An 8,417-nucleotide genomic window follows, 5' to 3' on the forward strand; every position below is an offset into this window, starting at 1 on the left:
CTGCTCCATAAGAAGTCCGATAAATGTGCGGCTAGGTATGTGGCACTCACTCACTTTTACCAATCAAATCTTTGTTTTTCCTTTCTAAAGTAGTGCAAATCATTTGACTAATAATTCACAATCTTTTATGATTAACACATACAAACAAATATCTCCTTAAAGGGGAGTAGCTTTTACAGCAAAGTCGTCATTACGGAGTCACTTTTCTCCCGGCTTTGTTGGCAACCATTTGTCGTTGTTAGCAAGACCTTTACCTGTTTGTAAAGGTTTATTTACATTAAACCTTTACCATAGTGGTAGAGGTTTTTTATTGAATCATATTGTCAGAAAAATCAAATTTTAATATCAGGAAGGAAGAAAGAGATGAAACCCGGAAAACCAACTTTAGAGGAACTGATGAAACGAAACAGAGAGGAATTATTAAAGGATAAGTTATTAGTCGAGAGAATCGAAAAACGCGTGGAAGAAAAAATTATAAAACAGTAACATGTAAGGCCCCCTCTGAACAAGATGGGGCCTTTGTTAATTTAGGAATTTCTCAACAATTTAACCTTCATCAACTAAATATTACACTCTCTACCTAGCACAGGTTAACTGATCGTTTTCCCCACCTGAGCAAGCGCATATTGAATCCCGTGCTGCAGTGTTTGAAATACTTCAAAACGACTAAGTGTCACATGGGATTGAACCATCTTTATGGCTAGGTTTACAGGAATACCCACCAATATCGATTTGGTACCTATTAAGGAAGCTGCTGAGCCAATTTTTACAATCAGGTCGATCGTAAAATGATCCACTTCCGTATCAAGACCTGTTAAGTCAAGAATTAGATAATTTGCTTTAATCAAAGTCCTTGATTTTCCGGAAGTAGTCCCCCACTACAAGCCCTTGACGATACCCGGTCGTCTCGAGGACCAAATTGGATGCCTCTTCCCCAGATACCTCTTCAATGGTGTCAAAGAAAGACTTCATAGCACTATTGATCCAAAAAAGGACGGCATCCTGATTTTCATATTGAAACCTTCCTCTTTTAACATCCCAATTAAAACCAAGTCCTTCTATATTTACATTTGAGTCATTGCTCATTCCAGCCACCTCTTGTCTTGTATTGTCGTCACCAAATGCTTTGAAAGGAAGGACAGCTGCCGATCCTCCACCTTCTCTAACGTATGTAAACAATCACACTGATTTACATGTAACATTTTAAGAGTTTCGTATGAATTCTTAGAACCTCCCAGATTACTATAATCACTTCCTAATTTTACTATAAACAATATATTTTTCCATTTATATGATAAAAAAGCTCATAATCTCCCTTTTTGAACTTTGAAATTTAATATAATCGTTATATTAGTTACATTTAACATCTAATTTAAACAAACCTGTAAAATTGTAATAGTGAATCCTATGATACATTAAATTTACAAGTAAGATTAAAGAGTTGATACTATGTTAAATGTGAAAGAAACTACTGAATTACTTCGGAGTGAAGGCATCGCGGATAGTGAAGAAATGGTCATTCGTTGGATTCTCGATGGGAAAATAAGGGCCAAAAGAACAAAAGATTTGAACATAAATTTTTCTATTGATCCTTTCGATTTAGCCACTTTTATTGTTGAAAAGAAAAATGAGAGAATGAGTCAACAATTCGGCGTTGATTATGAACATTGGGAAAAAACGTTTCATGAAAATACAAGATTAAAAGAAAAAATGGAAGAACTAGAAATAACTCTACGAATTGAACGAGCCAAAGTTCGCTCGTTGAAAAAAATGGTCAGATCAGAACATTCATTATTCACGCCGCCTGCCCCTTATACCATCCACTCCTTATTAGGGATCGAGGAGGATGCTGACAAGGACTTCCTGAAGAAGGAACTAAGAAAACTACTAAAGTTCCTTCATCCTGATCGTGGTGGGGATGAAAGACTATTTAAAGTGTTTTATGAACACTACGAAAAAATGAATCTTAAATAATTTTATAAAAATAAAGAAAGGTGGTCATTTTATGGCAGACTTAAACTTACAACAACTTGTAGAGGCGATACCTAAATCTGTATTAAATGCATCTGATCGTGATTTGGAAGGATTCCAGAAAATCCTTCAAGAAACCATTAAATTAAGAGAAGGACATCTTAATCTACAAAAAATGATAAAAAGTTATTCGCTATCAAGTCCCACTCATACAAATCAACGATAATGAAACTGGAGAGGAAAGTTCTTTTATGAAGATGTCCTCTCCATTAATATTATTAAGAAAAGGGACATACGAATTTTTTTTCGATTATTTCATTTCCCCAATAAACCAAATTTCACCTTCATAGTGGTATCCATCTTCATCAGTAATTACTTCTCTAAAACCTGATACATGCAAATCATTAGGAATAGATAGTCCCCATTTAGTTAGAATGTTATCATCAGATAGATGTAGCCACTTTTGATATTTGTCATTCCTCTTAAAGAAATCTTTATAATAAGAGTCACCTTTAAATACAATTAATTTGTGAACCCCATAAATCATGTGAATCAAGGGCAACTACTACACGATACTTTTCCCTGTCATTTGGCTTCAATCCAATAAGATGTTCAGCTCTATCTATTAGTGTTTGAATGCAGAGTCGTTTAACTTTTTTTGATGTTTTATTTGAACTTATAAAATCTTGAGCAACGGGTAAATGCAAATGCCAAAAACCATTGTAAAATTCTGTTGGAAACTCCAATGTGTTTTCTTCAAGTCGCTTAATCATATTATTAGATTTACGTTTAACTCCTCGAACTTTTTTCTCCCGCATCGTATTTCTCCTCATTATTATTCGAAAAAACTCAATTAATCGATACTGATTGGCTCTGATTAGTTTTTCGAACTCTTTAATTATCTCTTTCAAAGCCATTTAAATCACTTACATTCATAACAATGCTCTATATTCTCTTGCTCTAATTTACTAGCAGGAGAAATCATTAACCGCTTCAGGGTAAAGCGTTCAATTCATACTCCCTCTTAATTTGACCATGTTATACCAGCATACTCCTCCATGTTGTGATTCGGACATGCCATGGTTAACGAATCCAAATTTTTCGTAAAAAGAAACTAAATCCTGTTTACATGTTAAAGTGATTCCTTCTCTTTCATTTTCTTCAACAAGCTCTACTATTTTTTCAATCAAGATTTTTGCAATTCCTTGATTTCTTGCCTGTTTGGACACAGCTAATCCTAAAATGCTCTGATAGCCTCCACTTGTCGGGTTCTCATTGATTTTCTCAAAAAGATCATCGGTTATGTAAGGCTGATTTATGATAGGGCCATTAATAAACCCGAGGATCTCCCCTACCTTTTCTGCTACAATAAACGTATCAGGTATCAACTGAATCCTCTCCACAAATGCTTCTTTCGTGGCAGCTTCTTCTTTAGAGAACCCTTCATTCTCAATCAATATAAGCTGTTCTAAATCTGTAGATTGAACATTTCTTAAAGTAATCATCTTGTTTTTAACCTCTTTCCTAAATGGATCCCCTGAATTCTTAAGATACAGCACATTCAAAATTGTCTTCTAGCATTCTCGTGTATAAAATAAAGTTCTAATTACGAGGATACTAAAATGCTTAATAGGTTGCAAAAATAGAAGTCAGTTTGAACTATTTTATCTTTAATTCAAACTATTTTTTTATTTTAATTATAGATCAAAAGACCCAAGCGATAATTCAGTACAAAAGTTTTACCGCAACCTTAGTTTAGTCCTCGTATTTCTTCGATCCACCTATGTCTAGCATCACATTTTAATTGTAAAAGGGGAATTTTTTATGAGGAGTATTAAGGGAAAAATTTTATTCAGTTTTGGTCTGATTCTTGCTATATTGGTGATCATTGCCTCCTACAGCTACTATTCGATTTTTTCTATATCTAATGATGTAGAAGACATCACAGCAAACGATATGAAATTTTTAGAAGCTGCAAATTCTATGACCTTTAGTGTAGCCAATCGCGCGAAAATCGCCAGAGATTACATCCTTTTTAATGAAAGTGAGTTTAAAGAAAAATTTCTAGCTGATACAGAAATTGCAAAAGAAACCGAACAATTCTTATTAGAGGCAATTAATGAAGGACGTATTTCTAAAGAAATCGAGTCTGCTTTGATTGATGCGGATGAAAAAACAAGTAAGTGGAGAAAACTCGTAACCGAAGAAATTATTCCTCTTTATGATAGTGGAGACGTGGAAGGTGCCATCACCCTAATGGAGGAAAAATGCTTACCTTACAGCCAGGAAGCCATCGATGCGTGGGTAAAAGTCGTAGACATGCAAAATCAGATTACAGTGACTCAAGCAGAGAATGTGGAATCTTTAGCTGATAGTTCTGAGAGCCTGATTACTTTTGGCTCTCTCATCGCCATTGTGATCGCGATTATGATTGGTTTATATAATGCAAGAGTGATTTCGAATAATATCTCTCTAGTAGTTAAACGGTTAGAAAAAATTGCGAATGGTGATTTACGAGGAGACCATTTACAAACGAAATCAAAAGATGAACTCGGACGTTTAGTCAGTGCGTCAAACATCATGGTAGGTAATTTAAAGTTATTAATCCATAAGGTCTCTGAAACATCCAATCAAGTGGCTGCTGCTTCACAGGAATTTAATGCTTCCGCTGAACAAACCTCTTCTTCAGCCGAACAAATTACTTTCTCTATCCAAGGAATTGCGTCAGGTGCAGAAACATCATCTGTCAGTGCACAAGAAACTGTTTTGACGATGGATGAGATGGCTCATAATATGTTAAAAATCGCCCAAGCTTCAAACCATGTGGCTCAAGCATCTCAAGATTCAACTCAACGAGCAAGAGAAGGAAATGCACTGGTTCAACAAGCAGTACAACAAATGGACTCGATTCAGCAATCCGTTGGTCACACCTCTAATCTTGTTCATACTTTAGGCGAAAGTTCTAAGGAAATTGGTCAAATTGTTGGTGTCATTACAGGAATAGCCGATCAAACCAACCTATTAGCGCTTAATGCGGCTATTGAAGCTGCCCGTGCTGGTGACCATGGACGAGGCTTTGCTGTTGTAGCAGACGAAGTAAGATTATTAGCGGAGCAATCAAAAACTTCTGCAGACCAAATTGCGAAACTGATTCACCAAATTCAATTCCATACTTCGACTGCAGTAGAATCTATGGCTGATGGATTAAAGGAAGTCGAGGTTGGAACAAAAGTCATTCATGAAACCGGAGAAAACTTCAAACGAATTTTCGATTCTGTTCAAATGGTTACCCATCGTATTAACGAGGTTTCTTCTTCTGCCGAACAGATGGCTAAGACCACTGAAAACATTACAAACAACGTTCAATCTCTAGCTACCATTGCACAAGACACATCTTCTAACTCTCAAAATGTAGCTGCTGCATCTGAACAACAATTGGCTACTATGCAGGAAATTGCTGCATCTGCCCTCGCATTAAATCGTTTAGCAGAGGAATTACAGGAAGAGCTGGCGAAGTTCCAAGTGTAACACTCAAATGGGCCTAAGAATGATTCTTAGGCCTACTAAAATCACGCATGACACATCCATCCTCCGAACAGTCCCGTCGAATAAAACCTAGTAATATTCGTAAATCCAGCCTCCGCCAATAGCCATTGTATTTGATTTTCAGGAATAAATGATATTTTCATAATTCCTTTTGTCACTAATTCCTCCACTTTTGATGACTCAGCTCCCCCAACCAACCAAAAGCTTTTCCATATCTGTAATCGGTCTTGAAGTTCAGTGCTTTCAGGGTCCCCGTAGGCACTAACGAGTACAAATGGTGCTCCGGATGTTAGATTTTCCTTAATCGATGTTAGGAGTTTCAACTTCTCTTGAATACCATCAATAAAATGAAGAACTAAGATGCAGCTCGCCGCGTCGAAGGTATAATTTGGAGTTGGTAGGTCATCAATCGTTCCCTGGATTAGTTGAACACGACTTTCTACCCCTAGTTGAATCGTTTTATTTTTTGCAATCCGAATCATCTCTTCTGAGGGGTCGACACCAGTGAAGGTCCATTGTGGGTTTGATGGTCCCCATGCAGATATTTCATTTCCACCGCCTGCTCCGACTACAAGTATTCTTGCCTCCTTCTCTTTTAATTTCATACGAAAATATGACTGTACCATCGAAAATAACGTATCATATGAGGGAATCGATATTCGGGTGTTTTTTTCGTAGACTTTAGCCATTTCAGAAATATTATTAGGTTTTTCATTCATTGCTTCTTGCCTCCTATGGCATTAAATCACATACATTATAGACTCTTAATATCTATAATTGATTTATAAAAATTCTTCTAAAATCGTTCCATTATTAAATCAGTATTTACAGCAACCCCAGCTTTATTCCCTTCTGCAGCTGAGATGAGTAAGGATGAGGGACTTGATTTTTCAGTTTCTCCAGCAATGTATATATGTTTTTCTGTTGTTCGACCTGCTCCATCTGTTACTAGTGAACCATCTTCTAGGATTTCACATCCAAGCTTTTCCGCAAAGGAATTGGGACGATAAAAAGACGGAACAACAAACCCACCTGTTCTTGTAAGAATTTCTCCTGATTCAAACTCAATTTTTTGTAGGTAGCCATTTTCACCTATTAAGTTTTTAATGTGATCGAATCTAGTTTTAATATTGTGTTTGTTCAATTCTTGAACCGCTTCTTTAGACAGTTCCACTCCGTTTGTTAAAACCACCAAATCCCTTGACCAGTTAAAAACTAATTTGGCCATATGCAGTGCCTGCTCTTCTTTTTCTGCTAATACCAGTAATGGTTGATCCCTTAACTCCCAGCCATCACAATATGGGCAGCTAAAAAGGCTTTTTCCATAATACTCCCTTACACTTACAAAAGGAAATACCTCTTGAATACCAGTAGCTATTACCACCTTATCACTAAAAAATGAATGGCCATCTGATGATTTCACTACAAATCTATCCTGACACTCTTCTTTGTATATTTCAGTAATGGTGGTATTAAAGTAAGAAACGGAAGGATATTTCTTCAATTCCTTTAACCCTAACTCTTTAAACTCTTGTGGTTTTATTCCATCTCGAGTAATAAATCCATGTGATTCATGAGTTACTCTATTTCTATTTGTCCCATCGTCAAAAACCACAATGTTTCTTCTCGCTCTTCCTAAAGTCAAACTGGCACTTAATCCAGCGGGTCCTGCACCCACAACTATACAATCAAACTTGTTCATGATCCCCATCCTTCACATAAAAATTCCATTGTAGATATAATAACTCTTTAATATCTTTAAAAGGAGTAAAAAATAACACGGCTCATGGAGCCATTGTCATTTGTTTGGCAATATCCACTAACTTCTGGTGCTTCAGTTCATGTAGCATCTTTTCTTCTGCTTGAATAATAACCTTTTGTATTAAGCAATCAGGGTTATGATTGAGACAGTAGTCAAATAACGGTGTGGGGCCTTCAATCGCTTGAATAATATCTAAAAACGATATACTCTCCCAATTCGGCTTAAGTTTATAACCACCATTCGCACCCGAAATCGATTCAACCATCCCTTCCTTCACCAGTTTCGTTAGTATTTTAGATAAATACGTAGTCGAAACTCCTTGATGTTCCGCCAATTGCTGAACACCCACATGTTTCTCCGGTGTGGCAACCGCCAAGTATAACATCGTATGAAGGGCATAATTTGTAGCTTTTGTGTATTTCATCTTTATTTTCCACTCCAATTAAAGACATTGTGAGTCTATTATATCCACTATAATAAGTTTAAGCAAGAATTGGATTTGAAAAAATAATTATAATGTTTAAAACTTCAAATCAATCACTGGTAAATCCTTTCCCAACAACGGTTTCTTTGTCCAAATCTAAAAAGACCACTAGATTTCCAGAAGTTTCGGACTCTGTGTTGTTAAAGATCACTGAGTATACTTCATCTTTATCATAGTCCTCATCCATCATGGATATGATTTCTTGACTAACTGCTACCTTCTCAACACTTGAATCTTTCGGACTAACTGGAATCAAATCCTTTTCCTCATCTGAAAGACTATTATACGCAACCATTTCCAAGGGTACATTACTTTTCGATTCCAATACACCACATCCAGTTAGTGATATGTATAAGAACACCAGTAACGAAAAACATAGTAACTTTTTCAAAATAATCACTCCTCCCATATAAGACGATTAGACTTATGGTTAGGTTTCATATTCCTAATTTCTTCTTTACCAGGGTTGTCGGATAAAATTGACCACTCTGCCATTCGTCAACTATTTGTCTTATCACCAACGGGTTTCGAACACTTACAACCAATACCATATCATTCTGACTCATTTTCAACTCCGTTTACATGAATATGATACACTTTTACCTTATACCAAATAGATTCCCATTTCTTCTTTCTTATTCTCTCCTCATAGAT

Annotated in this window: 12 protein-coding genes and 1 pseudogene; 4 read left to right on the forward strand and 9 right to left on the reverse strand. The window is 36.2% G+C overall.

Translation table 11 applies throughout. The features are described 5' to 3' along the window. The first annotated feature begins 363 nt into the window (after nt 1-363). On the forward strand, nt 364-486 hold the full coding sequence (locus tag ACGLXV_RS17790; protein WP_119708019.1) for an FbpB family small basic protein: 123 nt from the start codon (nt 364-366) through the stop codon (nt 484-486). Between the two features lie 104 nt (nt 487-590). Here the strand turns inward: ACGLXV_RS17790 and ACGLXV_RS17795 are convergent, their stop codons facing one another. After that, on the reverse strand, nt 591-848 hold the full coding sequence (locus tag ACGLXV_RS17795) for an STAS domain-containing protein (RefSeq protein ID WP_391559681.1): 258 nt from the start codon (nt 846-848) through the stop codon (nt 591-593). Beyond that, nucleotides 841-1,179, reverse strand: coding sequence for a hypothetical protein (locus tag ACGLXV_RS17800; RefSeq protein WP_391559682.1), 339 nt, complete (start codon nt 1,177-1,179; stop codon nt 841-843). The genes ACGLXV_RS17795 and ACGLXV_RS17800 overlap by 8 nt, the downstream gene beginning before the upstream one ends. Nucleotides 1,180-1,449: 270 nt before the next feature. On the opposite strand from ACGLXV_RS17800, the gene ACGLXV_RS17805 reads away from it, so the two are divergent. Then, nucleotides 1,450-1,974, forward strand: coding sequence for a hypothetical protein (locus ACGLXV_RS17805; RefSeq protein WP_391559683.1), 525 nt, complete (start codon nt 1,450-1,452; stop codon nt 1,972-1,974). 31 nt (nt 1,975-2,005) lie between these two features. Then, nucleotides 2,006-2,197 (forward strand): hypothetical protein, encoded by a 192-nt coding sequence (locus ACGLXV_RS17810; RefSeq protein ID WP_119708017.1) that lies wholly within the window; start codon nt 2,006-2,008, stop codon nt 2,195-2,197. An 84-nt stretch (nt 2,198-2,281) separates the two neighbouring features. Here ACGLXV_RS17810 and ACGLXV_RS17815 read toward each other — a convergent pair. Both ACGLXV_RS17815 and ACGLXV_RS17820 read right to left on the reverse strand, forming a co-directional pair. Next, nucleotides 2,282-2,789: pseudogene (locus ACGLXV_RS17815) on the reverse strand (DUF3916 domain-containing protein). A gap of 189 nt (nt 2,790-2,978) precedes the next feature. Continuing rightward, a complete protein-coding gene (locus tag ACGLXV_RS17820) occupies nt 2,979-3,476 on the reverse strand; it encodes a GNAT family N-acetyltransferase (RefSeq protein WP_391559684.1) in 498 nt (165 codons plus the stop codon). A 319-nt stretch (nt 3,477-3,795) separates the two neighbouring features. Between ACGLXV_RS17820 and ACGLXV_RS17825 the strand changes: the two genes are divergently transcribed. After that, nucleotides 3,796-5,499, forward strand: a complete 1,704-nt coding sequence (locus tag ACGLXV_RS17825) for a methyl-accepting chemotaxis protein (protein ID WP_391559685.1) — start codon at nt 3,796-3,798, stop codon at nt 5,497-5,499. 41 nt (nt 5,500-5,540) lie between these two features. On the opposite strand, the gene ACGLXV_RS17830 is transcribed toward ACGLXV_RS17825, so the two are convergent. From ACGLXV_RS17830 to ACGLXV_RS17850, 5 genes are all read right to left on the reverse strand, one after another. Then, nucleotides 5,541-6,236 (reverse strand): class I SAM-dependent methyltransferase, encoded by a 696-nt coding sequence (locus ACGLXV_RS17830; protein WP_391559686.1) that lies wholly within the window; start codon nt 6,234-6,236, stop codon nt 5,541-5,543. A gap of 77 nt (nt 6,237-6,313) precedes the next feature. Then, the gene (locus ACGLXV_RS17835; protein ID WP_391559687.1) at nt 6,314-7,219 is read right to left on the reverse strand and encodes an NAD(P)/FAD-dependent oxidoreductase; all 906 of its coding nucleotides are present in this window, start codon (nt 7,217-7,219) and stop codon (nt 6,314-6,316) included. Between the two features lie 82 nt (nt 7,220-7,301). Beyond that, nucleotides 7,302-7,703 (reverse strand): Rrf2 family transcriptional regulator, encoded by a 402-nt coding sequence (locus tag ACGLXV_RS17840; protein WP_391559688.1) that lies wholly within the window; start codon nt 7,701-7,703, stop codon nt 7,302-7,304. A gap of 109 nt (nt 7,704-7,812) precedes the next feature. Continuing rightward, nucleotides 7,813-8,154, reverse strand: a complete 342-nt coding sequence (locus ACGLXV_RS17845; RefSeq protein ID WP_391559689.1) for a lipoprotein — start codon at nt 8,152-8,154, stop codon at nt 7,813-7,815. Between the two features lie 46 nt (nt 8,155-8,200). Then, nucleotides 8,201-8,329 carry a hypothetical protein gene (locus ACGLXV_RS17850; RefSeq protein ID WP_391559690.1) on the reverse strand — a complete coding sequence of 43 codons (129 nt, stop codon included), beginning with the start codon at nt 8,327-8,329 and terminating at the stop codon, nt 8,201-8,203. Nucleotides 8,330-8,417: the final 88 nt, after the last annotated feature.

It is taken from the genome of Robertmurraya sp. (genome assembly GCF_036676585.1).
In the GTDB taxonomy this organism is placed as follows: Bacteria; Bacillota; Bacilli; order Bacillales; family Cytobacillaceae; genus Robertmurraya_A.

Excerpts from the sequence above, each read along its gene's own strand:
- ACGLXV_RS17790 (WP_119708019.1), top strand. The coding sequence starts at position 364 with ATGAAACCCGGAAAACCAACTTTAGAGGAACTGATGAAACGAAACAGA.
- ACGLXV_RS17805 (WP_391559683.1), top strand. The coding sequence starts at position 1,450 with ATGTTAAATGTGAAAGAAACTACTGAATTACTTCGGAGTGAAGGCATC.
- ACGLXV_RS17810 (WP_119708017.1), top strand. The coding sequence starts at position 2,006 with ATGGCAGACTTAAACTTACAACAACTTGTAGAGGCGATACCTAAATCT.
- ACGLXV_RS17820 (WP_391559684.1), bottom strand. The coding sequence starts at position 3,476 with ATGATTACTTTAAGAAATGTTCAATCTACAGATTTAGAACAGCTTATA.
- ACGLXV_RS17825 (WP_391559685.1), top strand. The coding sequence starts at position 3,796 with ATGAGGAGTATTAAGGGAAAAATTTTATTCAGTTTTGGTCTGATTCTT.
- ACGLXV_RS17830 (WP_391559686.1), bottom strand. The coding sequence starts at position 6,236 with ATGAATGAAAAACCTAATAATATTTCTGAAATGGCTAAAGTCTACGAA.
- ACGLXV_RS17835 (WP_391559687.1), bottom strand. The coding sequence starts at position 7,219 with ATGAACAAGTTTGATTGTATAGTTGTGGGTGCAGGACCCGCTGGATTA.
- ACGLXV_RS17840 (WP_391559688.1), bottom strand. The coding sequence starts at position 7,703 with ATGAAATACACAAAAGCTACAAATTATGCCCTTCATACGATGTTATAC.
- ACGLXV_RS17850 (WP_391559690.1), bottom strand. The coding sequence starts at position 8,329 with ATGAGTCAGAATGATATGGTATTGGTTGTAAGTGTTCGAAACCCGTTG.